The sequence below is a fragment of the Varibaculum prostatecancerukia genome, assembly GCF_943169825.2.
Lineage (GTDB): Bacteria > Actinomycetota > Actinomycetes > Actinomycetales > Actinomycetaceae > Varibaculum > Varibaculum prostatecancerukia.
Genome location: NZ_OW968402.1, coordinates 2,153,279 through 2,177,356, shown reverse-complemented (window position 1 = coordinate 2,177,356; position 24,078 = coordinate 2,153,279). Strand labels below are relative to the sequence as shown.

The following is a 24,078-nucleotide window of genomic DNA, read 5'->3' as shown; positions in this document are numbered from 1 at the left end:
TTATGGTTGGTAAGTATTCGTAAATTCTCCCTACCAGGTGTAAAACTTTCATTTTCCAACATTTTCGCTTTAAATCGTGTTCGTTTTGGAGGATAATAGTTAATGAACGAAGCGAAGGATCGCAACGTTCACGGAAATCGAAGGATTTGGTTTCCACTAAGAGGAAAACGCAAGGAACGGGATCTACGATGAAAACGTGGAAAGAGCACGCCAAGACTTTGGTCGCAGGTGTTCTGGTCGCAGGTGTGGTTGCGGCAGGTGTAAACCTGGCCGATGCAGCTACCTTTTTCACCAATACCTCCGCCGCAGGTTCTACTGCAGTCACCGCTAATGCCATTGACACCAACAACCGGGAAGCGGTACGTACCCGTTACCTTAGCGATATTGCCGACACTGACTACCCCGAAAGCCCCAACAACGGTGCGGATCATAATAAATGCCGCGCGGGTGTAGCCAACCCCACCACCGCTAACTCGGTAGGTCGGGCTCTTAACTTCTTCCGCGGCCTCAACGGTGCCGAGGCAGTCAAGATGGATATGACTTCCGGACTGCAAGATTATGCGCAGCAGGCCGCTCTTAATATGGCTGCCAACGGTCGCCTTTCTCACTCGATCCAAGAAAACTCCAAGTGCTTCTCTGAAAAAGCACAGCAGGGAGCTGCTATCTCGAACCTGTCTGATAGCGCCGGGCAAACTCCTGCGGAACAGATTCTGTGGTACTTCATTGATCCTTCTAACTTGGGCGCTTCTACTATGACCAAGGTTGGTTCCAATGACCGCCTGGGTCACCGCATCGCCCTGATGGATCCCACTCTGGCGACCTCCTCCTACGGGAATGTCAATGGTTACAACGCGATTGTGGTAACCGGCGATCACCTGGTCACCACCCCTGATTTCAATAACAAGCAGCTGGCTAATGACAGCGCTTACAAGCCGGAAGTCATGACCTGGCCGTCTGCCGGTTACTTCCCCTACCAGCTGCTGACCACTAACCGCGATGACCGCGACGATGTGGAACGCTGGAGCATCTCTTTCCGTGGTGAAAGCAAGTCGCAGCGTCCTGACCTCTCTGGAGCACAGGTGCGGGTGACTGGTCCGAACGGTGCGGAAGTTCCCACCACCGTTCTTAGTAACGACCGTGACGGGCAGGGTCCGGGGACCTGGAACTTCTACAACACCTTGCTGATCAAGATGCCGAAGATCAAGGATCTTCCGGTAGGTACCGATGGATCGCGTGACTACACGGTTAGCGTTACCGGGGTTAAGGGTGCGACTCGCTCCTCCTACACCTACACCGTGAAGCTGTTCGATCCCATGATCTCCTCCAGCGAGATGGCTCCCCAGATTAAGGTGAATGCCGCTCCTCGGGTAGCTCAGGGTGGATACGCCGAACCGGCTAAGCTCACCGTGCAGGGCTCCACCGGGATGAAGTACCAGTGGCAGCGCTCCAAGGATGCCGGTAAGACTTGGGAGGACGTAAAGGACAAGTTCCGGATTCCCAATGATCACCGCTTCTACGGAACCGCGAACGATCTGGACTACGCTCCCGGTGCTCGCACCGAAGACAAGTGGGGTCTGCTGCGGTCGGCTCCGATTGCCAACCGCGCCGAGGCCGAGTCCTTGCGCTTCCGCTTGAAGGTCACCAACCCGGTGGGCACCTCGATTTCTGAACCGCTGAAGCTGGAATACTACGGATTCGATCAGGATCAGGTAGTTCGCCAGGGCGACAAGCTGATCGCGAAAGTTAGCTTGCAGGGTAACTCCGATTCAGTTGAGCGCTACACCGATGTGATCTGGAAGGACCAAAACGGTAAGCAGGTTGGAACCGGTGACACTCTGACTTTGACCCCCGATATGAAGGGTAAGCAGATTCAACCCACCGTGCAGTTCTGGCTCACCTCGTTCATGTCAGCTTCTCTCTACGAGCTGAAGCTGCCCGCATACTCCGTTGGGTAACTTGCGTTTTCTATGCCTAACGGTCCCAAAGAGGGTCGCGTCCTTAGGGACGAGGACGCGGCTCCTCAAAATAATCTAAGAATCCAGTCGTTACCTGGTTGATTGGCTTCAGTAAATAAAAAGAAAAATCTGGCTCCTAGGACGTTCCCAGTCTAGGAGCCAGATTATTTTTTGGGTTAATGCCCGTTATTTTGGCTCTGGTTTTGGGGTTTGCGATTGGTGTTTTCGGGGCTGAGAACTATCGGGAGTGTCTTTTTCCGGGTGGTTTCTTCCGTTATTTACTTCTTAATTTTTTGCAGCTGTCCGTACTTCGGGATAAATCCCTTCAAAATGCCCCTGGACTGGACTTTTGTCTTTAAATACGAGAAGATTATAGGGAACTTAAGGCTTGATGATACGAGCGAAACTAACAGGATATAGAGGGGAATCTCATGGCACGCAAAAAGGTTGCGAAGGTAGCGATTGCAGCAGGCACCGGTATTGCTCTGGTGGCTCCGGCGGGGGCGGCATTCGGGATTAATCAAGCAGCACCACAGGGCAAGTTGAATATTCCGGGATCTGTTTCACAATGCCGCGTCGGAGTTGACGTTTCGGCGGTCAATAAAGCCTATAAGGATTATCAGCGCGCCCAGCAGCAAGCCGCGGACGCCGCCGCGAATTTAGAAACTGAGCAGGCCAAGCCAGAGATTGCCAAGCCCCTCGCGGCTTATGCGGGTGCCCAGGATACCTTGCGGAAGGCACAAGCTGCCCAGCAACAGAAACGGGATGATGCCACCGCTGCGCACCAGCAGCTGCAGGACCAGGCAGCACAAGCACTGGCGGCGGCAGCGGAGAAGCTGCAGGAAGCGGAGCAGACTCTTGCTGAGGCTGAGCAACGGGCAAAGAAAGCCGAAGAAAACCTCAATAACGCGAAGACGAATCAAGAGGCCGCAGATAACGCGAATAAGCAGGCGCAGGACGCTGCTCCCGGAGCTGACGCGGTAGCTGAAGCTAAGCAGGCTGCCGATGATGCTGCAGCGAAACTAAAAGATGCACAAGAAAAAGCCGCGGAAGCTAAATCTAACCTAGACGCAGCCACCAAGGCTGCTGAAAAGGCGGACCAGGATGCTAAGAATGCTGAAACCGCCAAGCAAGCTGCGGAGCAAAAAGCTAAAGACGCTGCGAATGACGTACAGGAAAAGCAAACTGCGTTAGATAAGGCAAATCAGAAACTTCAGGCCGTGCAAGAGGCTATTAGAAGCGACAATGCGCTACAAGACGCACAAAACAAATTAGATACGGCGAAGAAAGATTACGATAATGCCGTCAACGACCAAAAGACTGCGAATGACGCATTGTCCGAGGCTAAAACGAAACTAGATACCGCGAAGAACGAGGCGGCAGAAAAGGCGCAGGCGGTCAAAAACGCTCAAGAAGCCCTGAATGCTGCCAAAGATAAGCTGAAGCAGCTGCAGGATGATGAAAATTCCGCGCAGCAAAACTATAACAACGCCGTCCAAGCGAAAACCGATGCCGAAACCAGTAAAGATAACGCGCAAAAAGCCTTAAATGAGCAGCAGCCGAAGTGTGACGCTGCCAAAGCAGAGGTAGAGAAAGCTACGAAGGCTAAGGAAGAAGCTGACGCCGCAGTGGAAGCGGCTCGGAATGCGGTAAAGAAAGCCGAAGCAGCTGTCGAAGCCTCCAAAGCCGAAGCTAAAGCGCAGATTGCAAAAGGCTCAATAGGCTTTTTTGAGAGTGTAAATTCGCAGAAGGCATTGGAGCAGTTCAAAACTACCTACAAAGTCAAAATTAAAGATAAGGAGGGCAATTTCACAGGCGAAGAAGTCCCGATTATGAATTACACTCATATGGGAGCTGATGGTGATACAACTTCACTCGAGAACATGCTGAAAGCACTTGATTATATCGATCAAGGCAATGCCCTTAGAAAAGCCGGGGACAATAACTTTGCCCCCATGGATGCCCTACGAGTAACAGATGAGCTTATGGCGCTTGCTCAAATAAACGCCAATGCTTCTGCAATTACCCGCGACCATACACATAATTGGGGGGGCAATGTCGGTCAAGGGGAGATTCTAGCTTGGCACGAAGACCCCTTCGACGGTTGGTATAGAGCAGAAAAGCAATTTTACGATGATAATGGTGGTTCGGTCTCTTACGATGATCATAAGGAAGGTCAGTACGGATACTGGATTGTGAATACTACCGGTCACTACGAACAGGTAATGAATGCAAATTTTAAATATGCCGGTTTCGGTTTTGGGTCTAACCCACTTGTAGACATTCAGCAAGCTTCCACTACCACCTCAGAAACTTCCTACAGCGTGTCGGACTACAGGGAACGATTACTGAAGTACTACAGCCCTTTGAGAGATGCCAAGGATAATGGTTCTAAAGACGCACATACCGCGTTAACTGCAGCTCAAGCTACGCTTGCAAAAAAGCAAGCGGCGCAAACAGAAGCAGAGACTAACTTGCAGCAGGCAACAGCTACCGCCAAGGCGGAAGCACAGAAATGTAAAGCCTGCCAAGACAAGTTGGCACAAACGGAACAGGAGCTAGAAAAGGCGAATGCTGATGCTACTAAGGCTCAGGACGCACTAACTAAATCCGTCGCGGATATCGAAAAACAGCGGACTGTGGTTAGCCAAAAAACCGAGGTAGTGAATACTGCTAAGGATGAAAAGACTAAAGCTGATCAGGCAGTTACCAAGGCACAAACTGAGGTAGACGCAAAGAAGCAGGATGCCGATGCCGCGCAAAAATCAGTAGACGAAAATAAAAAAGCTTTGGCTGAGGCCAACAAGAAATATCAAGAAGCGTTGGCTATCCACGATAATGCTGATGAGAAACTGAAAGCAGCTCAAGAAGCGATTGATGCAGCTCTAAGCGCTCTTGAAACCGCTAAAGCCGAAAAAGCTAAAGCCGATGCGGCAGCAGCCAACGCCGAAACCAAGCTAAGCGAAGCGAAGCAGAAAGCTGACGAAGCTACCACCAAGGCAACTGAGGCAAAGGAAGCTAAAGACAAAGCTGATAAAGAAGCAGCGGACGCCAAGACGGCAAACGACGCGGCTGGTAAGGTTTACGCAGACAAAGACGCCGCGCAAAAGACTGCGGATGAGGCCAAGGCTAATGCCGAAGCCGCAGATAAAGCCGTAACTGATGCGAACGCGGCAAAAGAAAAAGCTGATAAAGCAAAACAGGACGCTGGGGTAACAAAAGATAGTGCCCAGGCAGCTAAAGATCAGGCTGAGGCAGATAACAATGCCGCGCAGGAAGTGCCCGACCTAGACACCTGGGTTAAGCAGCAGCCAGGCAGTAACCCTGCCCCAGCTGCCCCTGCCGCATTTAGGGCAATCTCCATGCTCCGTGCGCCCGCAGCTCCAACTGCCAGTCAAGCCACGCAGGACGCGATTGCTGCGGTGATTGGAAAATATCAGGAATATCCGCCTGCGGTAGCAGCCACGGAAGCCGCTGCGGAAACTGTCAAGCAGGCAGAGCCAGAATATCAACGGGCTAAAGCTGCCTTGCAGCCATTTGAAGCTGCCTTGCAGCAGGCTACCACTCAGTTGGATCAGGCGAAAGCCACCTACGAGAAGCTCTACCAAGACTGCATCGCACCCGGGTCATCCTCGGCAGGTAAACATGCAGGTGAGCAAGCTAACGCTTCCAGTTCCGGCCTCGGGAACACCGGGGCAGCTGATTTGTCCACCATTTTGGGGCTATCCGTAATCAGCGCAGGTGCCGGAGCCTACCTGGTTGCTCGGCGGCGCCAGCCGAAGCATGCGCGCTAGTAAGCACCTGTTTAGCTAGCGTAAATCACGCCAGGCGGGGTCAATGTTCAAAACGGGCATTGACCCCGCAATAAATTTCGGTTATCAGCCCTACATCGGTGGGTAATGGGTTAGTACCTAATCAGGGGAACATGCCAATACCCGCCTAGCGAATAAAGGTTCGGGCATTAGCCCATGACTTGGTATGAGCCTCCAGGCGCTACTCACCATAGCAATGGGGGGCAGGCGAAACGCCTGCCCCCACAATTGTGGTTGCTATTTGATTAGTTTATTCCGGTAGCCGCTCTTGAGTAGAGGCCGAGAAAATATGACGCCCGCCCTCTTTAATCCGTACCGGCATTACTGATCCCTCGGGGGGCGCAGAATGCGGAGGCACGCGGATAGTTACCTGCTTCAAACAAGGACGATCATCGGTGCGATGCTCCTTAGCGTCATAACCATCCAAAGTGCCGTAAACATAGCCGTCAGAGCCCAGTTCCTCAACGTGGGTCACCTTGATCGGAATGGTGTGCTCCGGATCCACCCCGGCCTCTTGAACTTCGAGAGCCTCGGGACGGAAACCAATAATGACTTCCCCGTTATCCTCGGGCTTCAGCGCGTCCACAGTAGACGGCGCCAACGGAATCTTGGCTCCGCCCAGCACTGCCGAACCATTCTCTACCTTGAAGGTACCGATGTTCATAGCTGGGGAACCGATGAAGGCAGCCACGAAAGCATTCGCGGGGCGATCATAGAGTTCCCGCGGGGTGCCCACCTGTTGCAAGATACCGCCCGCAATCACCGCGATCCGATCGCCCATGGTGAGCGCCTCGGTCTGGTCGTGGGTCACGTACAAGGTGGTGACCCCCAAAGTACGCTGCAACTGGGCAATCTGGGTACGGGTCTGTACCCGCAGCTTCGCATCCAAGTTCGACAGTGGCTCGTCCATCAAGAACACCTGAGGTTTACGCACAATCGCGCGACCCATAGCCACGCGCTGACGCTGACCACCAGAAAGAGCCTTCGGTTTACGATCCAGATACTGAGTCAAATCCAAAGTTTCGGCGGCCTGCTCGACCCGCTTATCGATTTCCTCTTGCGGAACCTTAGCGATCTTGAGGGCGAAACCCATGTTCTGACGCACCGTCATGTGCGGATAAAGCGCATAGTTCTGGAAAACCATCGCGATATCGCGGTCTTTGGGCTGCACATTGGTTACATCTTTATCCCCAATGTAAATCTTGCCGGAGTTAATGTCCTCTAGACCAGCCAACATCCGTAGCGAAGTAGTTTTGCCGCAGCCCGAAGGACCCACCAAAACCAGGAATTCTCCATCTTCGATTTCCAGATTCAATTTATCAACAGCCGGGTGATCTGACCCCGGATAGATTCGGGATACCGAATCAAATACAACTTTTCCCATATTTATATATCTCCTCCACGGGCAGGTACGTGCCCGACGATCCGAGTGGAGTGTCTTTTTGTAACTGCGGGAAATATCTTCCCCACGTGTCACCTGCGACACGAGCGCTGGTTGCGCCTACATCTCAGTCTGCCATATTTTTTGCCCCTGCGGTAGTGAGATACGCCAAAGTTGTGTCAATTCGCACTTTTTGTCTCTCACCCCGCCCTCAGACCCGAAAATCTACCTCTTTCCGGTTGCGAGGGCGCAGCCGGATTAACCCCAAAGCCCGAAGGAACCGGGGCTAGATATGACAAAGTCCCCGAGGGCGACCTCGGGGACTGTCAGAGAAAAAACTGCTTATCAGGGTTACTTGCCCTGGTTGGCTACCGCCGCAATCTTAGCTTCGGCATCCGGATCCAGGTAGGTTCCGCCCTTCTTGACCGGCTGTAGATCCTCATCCAGCTCGTAGTACAAAGGAACCCCGGTAGGAATATTCAGACCGGAAATATCCTCGTCACTGATCTGATCCAGGTGCTTTACAATCGCGCGCAACGAGTTACCGTGTGCGGCAATAAGCACCGTCTTGCCACTCTTGAGTTCCGGAACGATTTCCTGTTCCCAATAAGGCAGCAAGCGCTCTAGCACCTGCTCCAGGCATTCGGTGCGCGGAATCGGCTCTCCCGCATAACGCGGATCGGCATCTTGGGAAAACTCAGATCCCAATTCAATTTCTGGGGGAGGAGTGCTGTAGGAACGGCGCCAGAGCATGAACTGTTCATCGCCGTACTGGTCGCGGATAGCTTTCTTGTCTTTGCCCTGCAAAGCGCCGTAGTGGCGTTCGTTTAGACGCCAGTTACGCTTCACTGGGATCCAGTGCCGATCAGCGGCATCCAAAGAAAGGTTGGCGGTCATAATCGCCCTGCGCAGCAGGGAGGTGAATACGATATCCGGCAAGATGTTTTCTTGCTTTAATAGTTCACCGCCGTGGGTGGCTTCCTTGCGGCCCTGGTCGGATAGCGGAACATCTACCCACCCGGTGAAAAGATTTTTAGCATTCCATTCGCTTTGCCCGTGACGGAGCAGTATCAATTTGTAAGTCATATCTTTAGTCTTTCATTTTGAGAGTGAGGTTGCACGGGGTATAAGTCCCGAATTTATTTTGAATGAGCGTGATAGTAGGCAGCACGCACCTTTGCGGAAATACGTCCCTTTTCGGAAACCTGCATATTTTGTTTCTGTGCCCAGGCACGAATCTTGGCGGCATCCGAAACCGGGCGGGTATCGGTGCCGGCCACGCGGCGTCCCCCTACCCGGCGTCCTGCCTGAATCCACGGATCCATAAGGTCACGGAACTTCTTGGCATTTTCGGTAGTTAAATCGATTTCGTAATCAACGCCGTCAAGACCGAACTTAATGGTTTCATCCCCAAGTTCGCCGTTAATATCATCAATCAGAACAATTCTGGTTTTTCTGGCCATACTTTTACCTTTCCCTTTTCGAGGTTTGCTTTTGCCTCTTATTTTAACGCCGGCAATAATGCATTTCTATATCTTGTTAAATAATATCGAAAACAAAACCGATAAAGGCGGCAACCTAAAAATAAAATCGGTGGTATTTATTGCTGAATATAGCCAAGATAACCGGTAGAAAGCGAAAAAATAGGTTTACTGCTCGAAAGTAAAAACTATTATTCCCGGTTTATCAGGCATCTTGAACCGTGATTAATCCGGCAGCCTTCTTGGCGCGTTCCCGCGCCTGGTCAATGTTATTTCCGCGCGCCAACGCCACTCCCATTCGCCTGCCGGGGCGAGAATCCGGTTTACCAAATAGCCTTAAATCTACTTCCGGAATAGCAAGAGCTGACGCTAAACCGCGATAAACCGGAGCGGCGCTTGCAAGCGGAGCGCAAATCACCGCGGAGGCCGCCGGAGTACGCAGGCGGGTATCGACCGGTAGCCCTAAAATAGCGCGGGCATGGAGCTCAAACTCGGAGAGGTAACCAGAAGCCATAGTCACCATGCCGGTGTCATGAGGACGCGGCGACACCTCGGAAAAGAGGACTTCATCTCCGCAAATGAACAGTTCTACCCCGAAAATGCCGCGCCCACCCAGGGCGGTGGTAACTTTCTCGGAAATAGCTTGCGCTTTTTCTAGCACCCCACTTTCCATAGGTGTCGGTTGCCAAGACTCGTGATAATCCCCATTTACCTGCAGGTGACCTATAGGTTCGCAAAAACTAGTGACTGTCTGTCCCGTCTGCTGGTCGAGAGAACGCACCGTCAATAGGGTGATTTCATAGTCGAAATCCACCAGGCCTTCCACGATTACTCGTCCCTGGCTGGCGCCGCGTCCTCCCTCCAGAGCGTAATGCCAGGCAGGCTCAATATCCGCTGGGGTTTTCAGCAGGGACTGGCCCTTTCCAGAAGAGGACATTACCGGTTTTACGATGCAGGGCAGCCCGATTTTGTCTACCGCCTGGCGCATTTCCTCCTCCCCGGAAGCAAACACATACCGGGAAGTGGGGATACCCAGTTCCTCGGCGGCGAGGCGGCGGATACCTTCCCGATCCATAGTGAGACGAGTGGCGTGAGCAGTGGGGATTACCGTCACCTGGCTGGAAGCTGCGATTTCTTCCAAAGTGGCGGTAGCTATAGCCTCAATTTCCGGAATAATAAAATGCGGGCGCACCTTTTTCACCAGGAAATCTACCTGTTTACCGTCGGTCATATCTAGAACGTAGGAATAGTGCGCCACCTGCTGTGCCGGGGCGTTTTGGTAGCGATCCGCTGCGTGGACTTCCACCCCTAGTCGAGTGAATGCAATCGCCAATTCTTTACCTAACTCTCCCGAGCCGAGCAATAATACCCGCAAAGCGGATTTCGACATGGGGGTTCCAAAAGTAGTTGGCGTGAGCATGAAAACCCTTTCCTAGAAGTGAATTCCCGCCGTTTAATGGAGGGATTTGAATACTACTTTACGGGTTCTTTAGTGAGGTAAGCAACCAAAATCTAAGTTGGGAAATGGCCGTTGTCCTTGTAGAATAAAACGTGCCTTTATGGCAGGCGCCTGTAGCTCAGTTGGTAGAGCAACGGACTTTTAATCCGTGGGTCCAGGGTTCGATCCCCTGCGGGCGTACCAGAACTCGTTTAATCCCTGCAGTTATCCACATTTTGCTTTAGCATGCGCTGCGGGTCTGGCTCGGTAAAAGCACTCCGGGGACCCCGTGACCGGCTTCGCCGGTCAAGCCCCTCTCGTATCTTTTACCGGCCGCGACCCTTGCGGGCACCTTAGATTTTGAAGCTAACCACTTGATGTCGCACGGGGGCTAGGTTTTATCCGAGTGGGTGCGGTGGGCATAAGGATTCGGAAAACGTCGCTACGTTTTTCGAATTCTTGGGCGGGAGGAAAAACCTAGCCCCCACGCGCTCAACAGTCCAGTTTCTTTGATTTTGTTCTGAGGAAAAACTTCTTCCCCCGCGCCCTCGTCTGTGTTTACGCAATCCATCCTCGTAGCTGGCAGTGAGCGAAAAATTCGGGCGGGGCGGGCAAGCGTTATGATTGAAACGATCATGACCCATCGCCGATAAAGGGGAGATCCTTGCGTAAGCGTCTTTTGGCTGTGCTGGCTGTTGCCGGTTTGGTGTTAGCTGGCTGTTCCAGTACCAATTCGTCAAATAGTAAATCCGAGCGAGTGCTGACTATCGGGGTGCATGCTACGCCCTCGACTTTAGATCCCTCGCATAACGATGCGGCGGCGATTACCTATGCGTTGCTCTATAACGTGTATGAAACTTTGCTGCGGGTGGACGGCAAGGGCAAGCTGGTGCCACTGCTGGCGAAAGAGTACCAGGTTTCTGCTGATCGCAAGACCTATACCTTTACTTTGAAAGACGCGAAGTTTGCTTCGGGTGCCCCGGTTGATGGGGCGGCGGTCGCCAAATCTTTCAACTATTTGCTGACTGATAAAACCGTGAGCCCTACCCGCAAGCAAGAAATGGAAGCCCTGAAGGCGGTGAAAGACCTCGGGGGAAACAAAGTCCAGTTTGAGCTGTCGCACCCCTCGAATGCGTGGCTGTATTACCTGAGTTCGACTGCCGGGATTATTTATGATCCGCAGGCACTCGATAAGGGTGACTTGGCGACTAAACCGGCAGGTTCTGGCCCTTATACCTTGAAAGAGTGGCGACAGGGGGAAGAAATCCAGTTAGCCACTAATCAGAAGTATTGGGGTGAAAAACCGAAGGTCAAAGGAGCGACTTTCCGCTATTTCTCCGACCCTAACGCGATGAATACCGCGATGCTTTCTGGTTCGCTAGATATTATTTCTAACCTGGCTGCCCCCCAGGCACTCGATAAGTTCAGCGATGATTCCCGCTTCAAAGTGCTGGAAGGCCACACTAATGGCGAAGTGGTGATGGGGATGAATCAGCAGCAAGCAGCCCTCAAAGATAAGCGAGTGCGCCAAGCTATTAACTATGCCATTGACCGCAAAGCGGTGCGGGACGCAGTTTGGGCAGGTAAAGGCTTGTTGATTGGATCGATGGTGCCGCCGACTGATCCCTGGTATGAAGATCTGTCTTCTGCCTATCCTTTAGATCGGGAAAAAGCCAAGAAACTGTTGGCAGAAGCGGGATACGGAGAGGGACTCACCCTCAAGATGCGGATTCCTACTTTGCCCTATGCCTCGGGAGCGGCCACCCATATTAAGAGCCAACTTTCTAAAGTGGGGATTACCTTAGAGATTGAGCAGTTAGAGTTCCCGGCGCGTTGGATTGATGAGGTAATGGTCAAATCGAATTACGACCTGACTATTGTTGCCCATATGGAGCCGCGCGATATTTCTCGCTTCACCAACACCGATTATTACTGGCATTACGATTCGCAGGAGTTCCGGGATTTGTATCAAAAAGCCGATGAGGCTTCCCCGGAAGACCAGGTCAAATATATGAAGGAGGCCGCGAAGGTACTCTCTGATGATGCCGCCGCCGGATTCTTGTGGCTGCTGCCCAACCTGATTGTGACCAAGGCAGATATTTCCGGCCTAGCCGCGAATGTAACCGGGCTGTCCTTCGACCTATCGTCTATTAGCTACCAGAGTTGAGATGAAAGCGCCGGCACAGGCCATCCTGAAGCGGGTAGCCACCCTAATAGTGAGCCTATTAGTGGCTTCGCTAGTGGTGTTCTTGCTGATAAACCTGCTTCCAGGGGACGTGACCGGCGTGATTTTAGGGGCGAATGCCGACCCGGGTTCGGTGGCGCAACTGCGGGCAGCTATGGGACTGGATCAGCCACTAATTTTGCGCTATTTCAGCTGGTTGGGTGGAATGCTACGCCTAGATCCGGGTACCTCGATATTTACCGGACAGGCAATCTCTCAGCAGCTTCCCCACCGCCTAGAGGCCACATTCTCGCTGGTGTTCGCGGGGATGATCCTGGCTTTAGTGCTGGCAATCCCCCTGGGTATGCTCGGGGCATTGCGCCGTAACCGTAAGAGCGGGATCGTGGTGTCTGTCCTCAGCCAGTTAGGGATGGCGATCCCCGCATTCCTTGCCGGAATGCTGCTGACCATAGTTTTTGCGGTTAAACTGCAGGTGTTGCCGGCAAACGGTTACGTTTCTTTCCAGGATGATCCGCTGGAATGGGCGCGCTATCTATTCCTGCCGGCACTTTCGATAGCGATAGTGCAAGGAGCGGTACTTACCCGCTACACCCGCTCGGCTTTTATCGAAGTAATCAAACAGGACTATTTCCGCACGGCGAGGGCGATTGGCTGGCGTTTTCCGGGGGCGCTAGTGCGTCACGGGGTGAGAAACGCATCTTTACAGGTAATCACGGTCTTGGGGCTGCAACTTTCCACCCTGCTGGTAGGGGCGATTGTCGTAGAGCAAGTATTTGCAATCCCCGGTTTGGGCACCTACCTGATCGCCGCGGTTGGGCAGCGAGATTTAACCGTAGTGCAAGCGGTAGTGATGATTCTGGTCGCGGCGGTATTGGTAATTAATGCGCTGGTAGACGTGGTTTACCAGTTACTGGATCCTCGAATCCGGCAGGGGGTGGAGCGATGAAAACCGACCGGGAACTATCGTTACGCCGCCAGCCCAATCTGTGGATCGGGATCGCGCTAGTAAGTCTCATCGTGCTGATGGGAATAATATCTTTCCTCTATCTGCCATTTGACCCTACGGAAGTTAGCGAGCAGCGTTTAAGTGCGCCCTCTTCCTCCCATATTTTCGGAACTGACGATTTTGGACGCGACGTGTTTTCGAGGATGCTTTCGGGAGCCGGAATCTGTCTGCTGGTGGGGATAGTTTCCGTCAGTATCGGCGCCATAATCGGGGTTCCGCTGGGTGTTTATGCTGCGGGGCGTGGAGGATGGCCGGCCAGAATTATTGAGCGCTCCCTAGATATTCTCTATGCCTTCCCCGCCCTACTCCTGGCGATTTTGCTGGCGGCGGCGCGCGGATCCGGTTCCACCTGGACCGCGATGGTGGCGATCGGAATCGCCTCGACTCCCGCATTTGCCCGCAATATCCGGGCAGCCACCTTGGGGGTAATGTCGCAGGACTATATGGTGGCGGCCAGGGCGGCAGGTACTCCCCGCTATCGCGCCACCTTCACCCACGTGTTACCCAATATCGCTCCCACAATCATCGTGCAGGCCTCGGTAAGTTTCGCCCTCGCAATTTTGGCGGAGGCCGCCCTTTCCTACCTGGGGTTAGGTACCCGTCCCGACACTCCCACCTGGGGGTTGATGCTGTTTGAGGCCCAAAAGTCGCTGCTGGTAAATCCGCAGTTGGCGCTGTGGCCCGCCCTGGGGATTGCTCTGACTGTTTTAGGGTTCAACCTTTTAGGTGACGGGCTGCGCGAGGTGCTAGATCCGCGACTTCGGGAGCGGCAATGAAGGGACTAATAGTAGATAACCTGCAGGTTTCCTTTAGAGGACGCCAGGTAGTTAAAGGAATCAGTTTCGAGATTCCGCCCCAGGCGCGGGTGGGTTTGATTGGTGAATCTGGTTCGGGGAAATCAGTGACCGCGCTCGCCCTAATGGGTCTGCTCGGGGAGGGCGCAAAAATCTCCGGGTCGGTTTCCCTTGACGGAAAAGAATTATTGCCGCTGGCAGATAGACAGATGGCGCGGTTGCGAGGCGCTAAAATCGGGATGATTTTTCAAGAACCGATGACCGCCCTCGACCCCACGATGCGAGTCGGTAAACAGGTGGCGGAGGTTTTAGCGCTGCATCAACGCGGACGGAGTGACAAGCGCCAGGAAGTCATAAAAATGCTGGAACGGGTGGGTTTGCCCCAGCCGGAGCAGAGCGCCAACGCCTTTCCTCATCAGCTGTCTGGGGGACAACGTCAGCGAGTAATGATGGCAATGGCGCTGATAAATGCCCCGCAACTGCTGATTTGCGATGAACCCACCACTGCTTTGGACGTTACTGTGCAGGCGAAGGTGCTCCGGCTTTTAGATAAAGAGCTGTCTCGAAGCGCCTCTGCCTGTCTGTTTATCAGCCACGATTTAGCGGTGGTTAACCAGATATGTGACTATCTGCTGGTGATGTATCGGGGGCAAATCGTGGAACACGGTTCCCTGCGGCAAGTGCTGGAACAGCCTAAACATCCCTATACGCGCGGCCTGCTGGCAACCGCCGATATCGCGGCGGTAAAACCGGGAGCACGCCTGCCCGTCCTGAGTGATTTCTTTAGGGGGAGCGATGAGTGAGCAACCGATTTTCCGCGCCCAAGATTTAGTGAAAATCTATCCGCGTTCCTCCGGAGAGGTACGCGCGGTAGCTGGAGTAAGCCTGGAAGTCACTGCCGGGGAACGTCTGGGAATCGTAGGCGAATCCGGTTCCGGAAAATCCACCTTAATTCGGATGCTATGTGCTCTTTCCCGTCCTACTAGCGGAGAAATCAAATTCGCGGGTCGCACGATTACCGGATTAAAAGAAAAGCAGTTAGGGGAGTTGCGTGCCCGGGTACAAATCGTGTTTCAAGATCCGCTCAGTTCCCTGGATCCGCGGATGCGGGTGGGCAAAATTATTACCGAACCGCTGCGTTCCCCCTGGGTTCGCGGACGCGAGGGGGTGCCTACTGATATCCCCGCTCGCCTAGAGGAAGTACTGGCAGAAGTCGGTTTAAGCAGCGAAGACGCCGATAAATATCCCCACCAGTTTTCGGGAGGCCAGCGGCAACGAATCGCCCTCGCCCGCGCCCTATCAGCGCGTCCTGACGTGCTAATAGCTGATGAAGCAGTTTCCGCGCTGGACGTTTCAGTGCGTGCTCAAGTTTTGAATCTGATAATGCAGATTGCCCAGCGGGAAAACTTGACTTTGCTGTTTGTCAGTCACGACCTGGCGGTGGTGCGTCACCTTTGCCAGCGGGTAATAGTGATGCGAGAGGGAATAATCGTAGAGCAAGGTCCGGTTGAGCAGGTGTTTTCTCATCCGCAGCAGGACTATACTCGCGAACTCATCGCGGCCGCACCCCAGTTAAACCTGAGAAGCTAACCCTCAAAACCGGTTGCAGCTGCGAATAATCTGTCCCGTAAAGTAAGAATCGGCGCGTTATCCCCAGTTTTTGGCGCTTTAGTGCTAATCGGGGTGCGAAACCCTATAATGGGAGACTGGAACAAATTATTCAGCCCGGTTTTCACCGGCTGGATTTTGCAAATTTCGCGCCATACACCATGGTCAAGAAGATAAAAGGGGCAGCGCATGAAGTTCGTAGTCGAGCGGGATGTTTTCGAGGACGCAATCAGTTGGACCGCCCGCACTTTGCCGGCACGTCCAGCAGTGGCGGTATTAGGCGGGGTGTGGATGAGCGCCAAGGCCGGGATCGTCACCTTGTCCAGCTTCGACTATGAAGTTTCCTCTCGGAACCAATTTGAGGCCGATGTGGAATCAGAGGGCGAAGTCCTGGTTTCCGGAAAAATGGTGGCTAATATCTGCAAACAGCTCCCCAAGAAGCCGGTAACTGTGCAGATGGAGGGGGGTAAAGTCAGCATTTCCTGCGGCGCCTCCAGTTTCCAGTTGGCAGTGATGCCCCTGGATGATTACCCGGCTTTGCCGCAAATCCCCGAGGCTATCGGAGAACTCGACTCGGTTGAGTTCGCGCGCGCAGTAGCCCAGGTTTCCCGCGCTGCCTCCTCCGATGAAGCCCTACCTTTGCTGGCCACGGTGCGGATGGAACTGGCGGATTCCCACCTGAGCCTAATGGCTACCGACCGCTATCGCCTGGCGGTACGGCAAATGGAATGGCAACCTAAAGAAACTGATTTTTCCGCAGATGCGCTGGTAAAGTCACGGATTCTTTCGGAAATGGCCAAGGCACTTTCCGGCGCAGGAGAGATTCATTTAGGTTTAGAAAACTCTTCCGAGGGTGGGGCGATTATCGCCCTAGAAGCCGGAGGACGCAAGATTACTTCCCAGCTAACCGAAGGAGATTATCCTCCGGTGACCAGCCTTTTCCCCAAAGAAGCGCCTATTAAGGCAGTGGTTCGCCGCGAAGAACTTGAGCAGGCAATTAAACGTGTCTCTTTGGTGACTGACCGCAGCGCCCAGATCCGCATGAATTTCGCGGATGGCACCCTTACTTTAGAGGCCGGGCAGGGCAATGATGCGCAGGCGCATGAAGAAATGACCTGCACCTTTATTGCAGATGAGCCAATGATGATTGTGTTTGACTCCCAGTATCTCCTGGATGGTTTAGGCGCTTTGGATTCCGACTATGTGCGGATGTCCTTTACTCACCCCACCAAGCCGGCGGTGATTACCGGACAGGAAGAACTAGATGGTGACGATTCTGTGGACTTTAGGTATCTGCTAATGCCGATTCGCTATTCTTCCTAGTCAGGCGGGGTAGCGCCCAAAGCCATGTATATTTCCGATATTGCCCTGGATGATTACCGCAGTTTTCACCACTGCGTTGTGCATTTATCGCCGGGGGTAAATATCCTGGTTGGCCCCAATGGTCAAGGTAAAACCAATTTTGTGGAGGCAATCGGGTATTTAACGAACTTCCACTCCCATCGCTCCAGTGCAGACAGCGCGCTGGTGCGCTTCGCCCCCCAATCGGCGGCGCTCGCTGCCCGCGAGGGAACGGCGCTAGCAGGTTCAGAAACCGAGGGCGAACAGGCAGATAGCAGTTCTGAGAGTACCGCGCCAGGGGCGGCAGTTATTCGAGTGAAAGCCCACAGCCAGGATCACGAAATGCAAGTAGACCTGGAAATAGGTTCCGGGAGGGCTAATCGCGCCCGCCTAGCGCGCTCCCCGGTACCTCTAAAACAGGTACGAGGTCTGATTGCTACTACGCTGTTCGCTCCCGAAGATTTAGATATTTTACAAGGCGATCCGGCAGCTCGCAGACGTTTCCTCGATGACTTATTGGTGCAACTGTGGCCGGTAGAGGCCGGCACTATCAGTCAGCATCAAAAGATTTTGCGCCAGCGCGGCGCCCTGTTGAAGCAGGCGGCAAAAAAGAAGCGCCGCGGGGCAGATCTATCTTTAGAACTATCTACCCTCGATGTTTGGAATAATCAGTTAGCCCAGGTGGGAGCGCGTTTAATTGCGGGTAGAGTCCGGGCTTTGCAGGCGCTTACCCCTCACGCGGTGCAGGCTTACCTGCTGGTTTTAGGAGAAGAACATCTGGCGAACTCCTCCCAAACCTTGGGATTGTCCTATGTGCCGTCGTTCGCGGCTCCCGCTGATTTGGCTGACCCGCAGGCAGTCGAGGCGGCACTCCGAGAAACTTTCGCGGCTCGCCGCGAGGAAGAACTGATTCGCGGGGTCAACCTGGCAGGTGCGCACCGCGATGATTTAGCGGTGATGTTAGATGCCTTACCGGTGAAGGGGTTTGCTTCCCACGGAGAAACCTGGAGCGCCGCCCTCGCTTTACGCCTAGGACAGTTTGAGCTGTTACGGCAGGTGGGGGAAACTCCCATCCTGATCTTGGATGACGTTTTTGCGGAACTGGATCCTTCCCGCAGATCCGCCCTCCTCGATTTCATGAACCGCGCTGATCAGGTGTTGATTACCGCCACCAGCCGTAAAGATTTACCCCCCGAAATAGAAGCACATTTTTTTGAGGTGCTGCGCGCCGCCCAAGGAACCACCGTCACCCCAATGACCGTATCTGGCGAAGTCAGCGGGGAAGCTCTCCGCGAAGATAACCGGCAGGATCCCTCATGAGCGAGCAGCCAGAGGAAACTCCTACCTACACTCAGCGGGTGCTGCGCGCCGCCCAAGAACACGCCTTTTCTAAAGGGCTAATCAGAATGTCGGCTGGCGAGCTGCGACGTTATCGGGGACGACGCAACTGGGACGGGCTAGCTGCCACCGCTTCTAAAGACACTGACTCCCTAGAGTCCGAGGAAATCTCGCTGGGGAAGATTAAGGGAATAAATGATAGCTACGCCCGCGATCGAGTTCCCGGATTAGCACAGTTACAGCCCTCTCCGGGACTGGCAGGTGGAGGCCACGGCGGCAGATGGTCACGGAGGGAACCACGCAGGTTAAGCGCGGTTTGGGAAAAATATGTACATAACTTTGGCTTCGGGCAAATGCTGGATGTGGGCAAACTGAAAGCCAATTGGGAACAAATAGTTGGTAGCCAGGTGGCTCAACACGCGCAAATCGAATCAATCAAAGATGGGGATGTGGTGGTGCGCTGCGACTCTACCCGTTGGGCAAGCGAGCTGCGTAATCTGATTCCGCAGTTAATGGGATTAATTGAGGATCATGCCGGTTCTGTGGTGATAAAAAGGTTGATTGTGCTGGGCCCGCAGGCACCCTCCTGGAAACATGGACCACGTTCGGTTAAAGGGCGCGGTCCCCGCGATACCTATGGTTAATCTAGGTCCGCCTCCTGGAAGTATTACCGATGAGCAGCAGGTTGGCGGAGCTGCGCGCGGAGGAAACCCCTACACTTTGGCCGGAACTGATTATGAACGTTACCGGCCCGCCTATCTACCAGCTGCTGTTCGCGCGGGGCTCTCCGGATTAGCAAACCCCCAAGTTTTAGATGTTGGGGCTGGTAGCGGGAAGTTTACCCGGGCGTTAGTAGCGCAGGGGGTAAAAGTTAGCGCCCTAGAGCCCGCGGCGTCCATGCGGGAAATGTTCCGCGAATCCCTCCCGCAAGTCCCTCTTTTTGAAGGGAAGGCCGAGGACGTCGCCGACTTATTTGCACCCAATACTTTCGATGCGCTTTGTTTTGCGCAATCCTGGCATTGGGTCGATAGGGAGGCGGCTTGCGCAGCCGCGGCCACAGTGATGAAACCCGGCGGACGCCTAGTGATCATCTACAACCAGATGAATGTGTCTTTCCCCTGGGTAAAGCGGCTTTCGCGGGTGATGCGTTCCGGGGATGTGCACCACCCGGACCGAGTGCCGCAAGTAGGAAAACAATTCGCTACCCCGGAGCTGAAACTGTTCCAATGGGGAATATCTATCCCAGTTGCCGCCCTCTTTGCCCTGGCCAAGACCCGCTCTTCCTATCTGAAGGCTAGTGAGCGGGGGAAGCAACATATGCAGAGTAATCTGCGATCGTATCTGTGGGGCGATTTGGCTTTAGACCCCAGCCAAAATGTCACTTTGCCCTATTACACCCTGGTGTGGGTTGCTCCAAAAATTGGCTAGTTATTTTCATTAGCACAGGTAAAACAGTTTTACAGGGGTAATTTTTCTACCTTGAAACACTGTTAACTAAAAATTAACGCTGCCGTCAGAATGGTGTTAACTTCTTCGTTTACTTTGCAAGTGTCAATGAAAAATCTAAAAGAATCGAAGGAAAGATATGCGCAAGAGCATTAAATCTTTAGCGGTTATCGCTGGTCTTGCCTTGACAGCAACTAGCTTGGCCGCCTGTGGCTCCGATAATGCCACTGGAAATACAGATAACTCTAAGAAAACGGAAACTGTTGATATTTCCGGCAAGTTAGCGGGCGCGGGCGCGTCCTCCCAAAAAAGTGCCGTTGAGGCTTGGAAAGCCGGGTTTGCGGATGTAGCTAAGAATGTGGAAGTAACCTATGACCCCACAGGTTCCGGGGCAGGGGTGACCACCTTCCTACAGGGTGGCGTGTCTTTTGCCGGTACTGACCAGGCACTGACTAGCGAAGAAGTCGAAAAATCAGCTGCGGTTTGTAAAGACTCCAAAGCGATCAACCTGCCGGTTTATGTATCCCCAGTGGCGGTGGCCTTCAACCTGGATGGCATCAAGAAACTGAACCTGAAGCCAGAAACCATCGCCAAGATCTTCCGCGGGGAAATCACCAAATGGAATGACCCCGCGATCGCCGCCGATAATGCTGACGCCAAGCTACCTGACTCCAAGATTGTAGCCATACACCGCGCTGACCAGTCGGGTACAACCGAGAACTTCACCGACTACCTGCACGCAGCGGCCCCGGATGCTTGGCCGGATAAGCCATCAAAAGATTGGCCGGTGGCTGGCGGCGAATCCGGGGATAAAACCGCGGGCGTAGTGGATAACCTAAAGAAAACTGTGGGTGCGATCGGCTATATCGATGCCTCTCAGGCCGGCGATTTCGGGACTGCAGCGCTCAAAGCGGGTGATGGTTTCGTGGAATACTCTGCAGATGCAGCCGCCAAGATCGTGGAAAATGCCAAAGTTGAGGACGGACGAGAAAAGAACGACCTGGCGTTGAAACTCAACCGCACCCCCGATGATTCCCAGGCCTACCCCTTGGTACTGGTTTCCTACTACGCGGTTTGCCCGCAGTACAAAGATGCCAACACCGCCAAACTGGTGAAAGCCTGGGTCAACTACGTGGTATCCGCCGATGGACAGCAGAAAGCTGCCGAAGCAGCCGGATCTGCTCCCCTGGGGAAGGAAATCACGAAGAAAATCACTACTGCGTTAGACGCAATCAAGTAAGAACTCCCTAAATATGGGCAATGGTGGCCAGGAGTACCGGCGAAGTGCCAGTACTCCTGGCCTTAACCACCTGGAGTAAACGTGAGTACCAAAACCCTCCCCGAAAAACGAGAATCTCAACAATCCCTTTCCCGAAAAGGAATTTTTAACTGGGATGGATTGTTTTATCTTGCTACTAAAGGTTCAGCAGTGGTTATCGCGGCAGTGTTAGCTCTGGTAGCGATGTTCCTGACTTTGCAAGCCTGGCCGGCAATCTCTAACCCGGATTTGCGGCTGCGGATGCGCGGACGCACCGAAATGGTCAGCATCTGGGAGTACGTGGCGCCCCAGCTTTTTGGAACAGTCCTGGCAGCGGCGGTCGCCTTAGCGATTGCCTTACCGCTTTCTATGGCGCTGGCGATATTTGTAAACTTCTATGCTCCCCAGAAAATCTCGGCGATTATCGCCGGATTGATTGACGTGATGGTAGCGATTCCCTCAGTGGTATACGGCCTATGGGGCGGACTAATATTGCTGCCTATTTTGCAACCGATTATGGAATTCCTTGCCACCTATTTTGGCTGGTTTCCCCTATTTTCAGGGCCAGTATCTCCAATCGGGCGGGTGATTTTTGCAGCCTCGGTGGTGCTGGCGATTATGGTGATTCCGATTATTACCGCGCTGTGCCGCGAGGTTTATGCCCGCGCTCCCGCTCTCGAAATGGAAGCGGCTCTGGCGTTGGGCGCCACCAAGTGGGAAATGATAAAAACCGTGGTTCTGCCATTTGGGCGTTCCGGTACGGTTTCGGCAGCAATGATCGGGCTAGGACGGGCACTCGGGGAAACTATGGCCGTGGCGATGGTACTTTCGCCCGGCGCCTCTTATGTGTGGTCGCTGTTTAGAGCCGGAGCGCACTCTACGATTGCCTCTAATATCGCCCTCCAGTTCCCGGAGGCCGATTCCAATATGGCGGCGGCGCTAATCTTCACTGGTCTAGTGCTGTTTGTGCTGACGTTACTGGTCAATTCGGGTGCTCGTTGGATGGTAGCCCGCAAGGAAAGTTCGGGGAAATAAATGAGTGAAGAAAATCAGAATCAGGGCGACCTAAAAATAAAGCAACAATCTATAGGCGCCGGGCACACGCCGGTTAAAGCCGGGCAAGCTCCCGCCGGTACCGGGGCGATGAGCCTGGGCAAAAGTAATCAGCTTGCGGCTCTTTCCACCTCGGATAATACTTCTGCTTTGCAGGCAGTAATCCTGGAGCGAAAGCTGAAGTACCAGGAGAAACTAGAAAGCGGAGAGCCTAATACAGAGCTTAAACACGCCAAACTGGGTGGCGATAAAGCGCTTTCATTCCGCCGCCGATTCACCAATAACGCGATTGCGGCTTCGATGTGGATGTGCGGTCTGCTGGTGCTGGCGATTTTAGCTTCCATCGGATACGAACTTATTCGGCGGGGTATCGGGATTATTTCCCCCTATTTCTTGAGCGTGTCTATGAAGGGCGTGTACGGAGGAATGGAGGCCGGTGGTATCTACCACGCGATGGTGGGTACCCTACTGATTACCCTGGTAGCAGCGGTTATTTCGGTACCGATAGGGCTGCTGGTAGCCATCTACCTGACCGAATACGCGGGCAATACTAAGTTCGCGAAACTCACTACTACCTTGGTAGACGTGATGACCGGTATACCCTCGATCGTTGCCGGTCTGTTCGCGGCTGCCTTGTTCACCATTGTGATTGGGCCGGCCTACCGTTCCGGCTTAATGGGGGCAGTTGCCCTTTCGGTATTGATGATTCCGCTGGTAGTGCGCTCATCAGCGGAAATGTTGCGGCTGGTGCCTAATGATTTGCGGGAAGCATCCTATGCTTTGGGGGTTCCCAAATGGCGCACCGTGATCTCGGTGGTGCTGCGCACCTCCGCGGCTGGGCTAGTAACCTCGGTGGTGGTGGCGATTGCACGAATCGTGGGAGAAACCGCCCCCTTACTGATTACCGCCGGCATGTTCGATGCAATCAATAACAATGTGTTTTCCGGGCGCATGGAAACCCTGCCGGTCTATATCTATCAGCAGTACACCTCCACGGTTTCTTGTGCCGCCCACGCGGTGAACTGTAACCCCACTATCAATGTGGATCGCGCCTGGGGCGCCGCCTTAGTGCTGGTATTCGCGGTTTTGGTTTTGAATCTGGGAGCCAGGTTCGTAGCCAAGAAACTCTCGATTGGTAAATAAATAACTCGCCCTCGCTACCAGCAGGGCTCCAAGAAGCAAAGCAAATAGGAAAAGAAAATGGCAATCTGTTTAGAAACTAAACACTTAGACGTTTACTACGGAGATTTCAAAGCCGTAGAGGACGTAAATATGACGATTGAAACCCAAACGGTAACTTCCCTGATTGGGCCGTCGGGGTGTGGAAAATCCACGGTGCTGCGCACTTTGAACCGGATGCATGAGGTCACTCCCGGAGGGCGCATTGCGGGTGAAGTCCTACTCAACGGGGATAACCTTTACGGCAAAGAGGTCGACCCGGTGGAGGTGCGGCGGATGATCGGCATGGTATTCCAGCGTCCGAACCCCTTCCCTACCATGTCGATTAAGAACAATGTGTTAGCGGGCTTGCATCTGAATCGGGTGAAAATCAGCAAATCCGAGAGCGAGCAGATTGTTGAAGAATCCCTCAAGGGTGCGAACCTATGGGAAGAAGTTAAGGATCGGCTAGATAAACCGGGCGCTTCCCTGTCTGGTGGGCAGCAACAACGCTTGTGCATTGCGCGGGCGATTGCAGTAAAGCCCGAGGTGCTGCTGATGGATGAACCTTGTTCGGCGCTTGACCCTATCTCTACTTTGGCGATTGAAGACCTGATTTCTCAGTTGAAACAGACTTATACGATTGTGATCGTTACTCACAATATGCAGCAGGCGGCGCGGATCTCTGACCAGACCGCATTCTTTAATATCGCCGGGCCGCGCCAACCGGGGAAACTGGTGGAAATCGGGCCTACTGAATCCGTCTTCCTCACCCCTCACGAAAAAGTTACCGAAAACTATATTGCGGGGCGTTTCGGATAGGG

The 24,078-nt window shown here is 53.5% G+C and carries 19 protein-coding genes and 1 tRNA gene; 16 read left to right on the top strand and 4 right to left on the bottom strand.

Translation table 11 applies throughout. The features are described from left to right. Nucleotides 1-188 precede the first annotated feature (188 nt). Both KO216_RS09475 and KO216_RS09470 read left to right on the top strand, forming a co-directional pair. On the top strand, nucleotides 189-1,955 hold the full coding sequence (locus KO216_RS09475; RefSeq protein WP_215523951.1) for a CAP domain-containing protein: 1,767 nt from the start codon (nucleotides 189-191) through the stop codon (nucleotides 1,953-1,955). Nucleotides 1,956-2,386: 431 nt separating this feature from the next. After that, a complete protein-coding gene (locus KO216_RS09470) occupies nucleotides 2,387-5,749 on the top strand; it encodes a CAP domain-containing protein (protein WP_215523950.1) in 3,363 nt (1,120 codons plus the stop codon). 268 nt (nucleotides 5,750-6,017) lie between these two features. Here the strand turns inward: KO216_RS09470 and KO216_RS09465 are convergent, their stop codons facing one another. The 4 genes from KO216_RS09465 to purT form a co-directional block, all read right to left on the bottom strand. Next, nucleotides 6,018-7,151, bottom strand: a complete 1,134-nt coding sequence (locus KO216_RS09465; protein WP_215523949.1) for an ABC transporter ATP-binding protein — start codon at nucleotides 7,149-7,151, stop codon at nucleotides 6,018-6,020. Between the two features lie 348 nt (nucleotides 7,152-7,499). Next, a complete protein-coding gene (locus tag KO216_RS09460; RefSeq protein WP_215523948.1) occupies nucleotides 7,500-8,234 on the bottom strand; it encodes a phosphoglyceromutase in 735 nt (244 codons plus the stop codon). Between the two features lie 53 nt (nucleotides 8,235-8,287). Next, complete coding sequence (locus tag KO216_RS09455) at nucleotides 8,288-8,611, bottom strand: histone-like nucleoid-structuring protein Lsr2 (protein ID WP_215523947.1); 324 nt, start codon at nucleotides 8,609-8,611, stop codon at nucleotides 8,288-8,290. A 223-nt stretch (nucleotides 8,612-8,834) separates the two neighbouring features. Then, complete coding sequence (gene purT, locus KO216_RS09450; protein WP_215523946.1) at nucleotides 8,835-10,049, bottom strand: formate-dependent phosphoribosylglycinamide formyltransferase; 1,215 nt, start codon at nucleotides 10,047-10,049, stop codon at nucleotides 8,835-8,837. A 146-nt stretch (nucleotides 10,050-10,195) separates the two neighbouring features. On the opposite strand from purT, the gene KO216_RS09445 reads away from it, so the two are divergent. The 14 genes from KO216_RS09445 (at nucleotide 10,196) to pstB (ending at nucleotide 24,076) form a co-directional block, all read left to right on the top strand. Beyond that, nucleotides 10,196-10,271 (top strand) — tRNA-Lys (locus KO216_RS09445). Between the two features lie 460 nt (nucleotides 10,272-10,731). Next, nucleotides 10,732-12,234, top strand: a complete 1,503-nt coding sequence (locus KO216_RS09440) for an ABC transporter substrate-binding protein (protein WP_215523945.1) — start codon at nucleotides 10,732-10,734, stop codon at nucleotides 12,232-12,234. Between the two features lies 1 nt (nucleotide 12,235). Beyond that, nucleotides 12,236-13,198, top strand: a complete 963-nt coding sequence (locus KO216_RS09435; protein ID WP_215523944.1) for an ABC transporter permease — start codon at nucleotides 12,236-12,238, stop codon at nucleotides 13,196-13,198. Further along, nucleotides 13,195-14,034, top strand: a complete 840-nt coding sequence (locus KO216_RS09430) for an ABC transporter permease (protein WP_215523943.1) — start codon at nucleotides 13,195-13,197, stop codon at nucleotides 14,032-14,034. The genes KO216_RS09435 and KO216_RS09430 overlap by 4 nt, the downstream gene beginning before the upstream one ends. Next, nucleotides 14,031-14,855, top strand: a complete 825-nt coding sequence (locus KO216_RS09425; RefSeq protein ID WP_215523942.1) for an ABC transporter ATP-binding protein — start codon at nucleotides 14,031-14,033, stop codon at nucleotides 14,853-14,855. Before KO216_RS09430 ends, KO216_RS09425 begins: the two co-directional genes overlap by 4 nt. After that, the gene (locus tag KO216_RS09420; protein WP_215523941.1) at nucleotides 14,848-15,642 is read left to right on the top strand and encodes an ABC transporter ATP-binding protein; all 795 of its coding nucleotides are present in this window, start codon (nucleotides 14,848-14,850) and stop codon (nucleotides 15,640-15,642) included. The genes KO216_RS09425 and KO216_RS09420 overlap by 8 nt, the downstream gene beginning before the upstream one ends. 207 nt (nucleotides 15,643-15,849) lie before the next feature. Next, nucleotides 15,850-16,983, top strand: a complete 1,134-nt coding sequence (gene dnaN / locus KO216_RS09415; RefSeq protein ID WP_215523940.1) for a DNA polymerase III subunit beta — start codon at nucleotides 15,850-15,852, stop codon at nucleotides 16,981-16,983. A gap of 24 nt (nucleotides 16,984-17,007) precedes the next feature. Continuing rightward, a complete protein-coding gene (recF, locus tag KO216_RS09410; RefSeq protein ID WP_215523939.1) occupies nucleotides 17,008-18,321 on the top strand; it encodes a DNA replication/repair protein RecF in 1,314 nt (437 codons plus the stop codon). Next, nucleotides 18,318-18,983: a DciA family protein gene (locus tag KO216_RS09405; RefSeq protein ID WP_215523938.1), complete on the top strand. Its 666-nt coding sequence runs from the start codon at nucleotides 18,318-18,320 to the stop codon at nucleotides 18,981-18,983. Before recF ends, KO216_RS09405 begins: the two co-directional genes overlap by 4 nt. After that, complete coding sequence (locus tag KO216_RS09400) at nucleotides 18,976-19,767, top strand: class I SAM-dependent methyltransferase (RefSeq protein WP_309547313.1); 792 nt, start codon at nucleotides 18,976-18,978, stop codon at nucleotides 19,765-19,767. Before KO216_RS09405 ends, KO216_RS09400 begins: the two co-directional genes overlap by 8 nt. Before the next feature lie 157 nt (nucleotides 19,768-19,924). Then, a complete protein-coding gene (pstS, locus tag KO216_RS09395; RefSeq protein WP_215523936.1) occupies nucleotides 19,925-21,025 on the top strand; it encodes a phosphate ABC transporter substrate-binding protein PstS in 1,101 nt (366 codons plus the stop codon). Nucleotides 21,026-21,106: 81 nt separating this feature from the next. Beyond that, the gene (gene pstC, locus KO216_RS09390; protein ID WP_251452045.1) at nucleotides 21,107-22,078 is read left to right on the top strand and encodes a phosphate ABC transporter permease subunit PstC; all 972 of its coding nucleotides are present in this window, start codon (nucleotides 21,107-21,109) and stop codon (nucleotides 22,076-22,078) included. After that, on the top strand, nucleotides 22,079-23,239 hold the full coding sequence (pstA, locus tag KO216_RS09385; RefSeq protein ID WP_251452042.1) for a phosphate ABC transporter permease PstA: 1,161 nt from the start codon (nucleotides 22,079-22,081) through the stop codon (nucleotides 23,237-23,239). A 57-nt stretch (nucleotides 23,240-23,296) separates the two neighbouring features. Further along, nucleotides 23,297-24,076, top strand: coding sequence for a phosphate ABC transporter ATP-binding protein PstB (gene pstB / locus KO216_RS09380; protein ID WP_215523935.1), 780 nt, complete (start codon nucleotides 23,297-23,299; stop codon nucleotides 24,074-24,076). Nucleotides 24,077-24,078 lie beyond the last annotated feature (2 nt).